General features: G+C 30.9%; 1 protein-coding gene. It reads left to right on the top strand.

Translation table 11 applies throughout. The features are described from left to right. Positions 1 to 275: FimD/PapC N-terminal domain-containing protein (locus tag SJ312_RS23430; RefSeq protein WP_319868432.1), on the top strand; the 275-nt coding region annotated here is incomplete at both ends.

Genomic DNA, 275 nt, shown 5'->3' with positions numbered 1-275 from the left:
TATGAATCGGATATTATTTTAAATGATAAAAAAATTATCCGCGGCGAAAAAATTAAGTTTATTAATCATGACGGAACAATTGAGCCGTGTATTACGGCACAATTAATAAAACGTTTTCCCTTAAATGAAGAAGCGAAAGAAATATTACTTTCTGCTCAAGAAAATGATTGTATTAATTTATTCTCTCTCGATAAAAACGTGGCTATCGATTTTAATGATAGCGAACAAGTCCTGAGTATTTCGATACCTCAGAAATATATGGCATCGACTTATTC

This window comes from Providencia sp. CIM-Carb-044 (assembly GCF_033901115.1).
GTDB lineage: Bacteria > Pseudomonadota > Gammaproteobacteria > Enterobacterales > Enterobacteriaceae > Providencia > Providencia hangzhouensis.
Note: the sequence above shows the minus strand (reverse complement) of the source record. Positions and strands in the feature narration are given on the sequence as shown.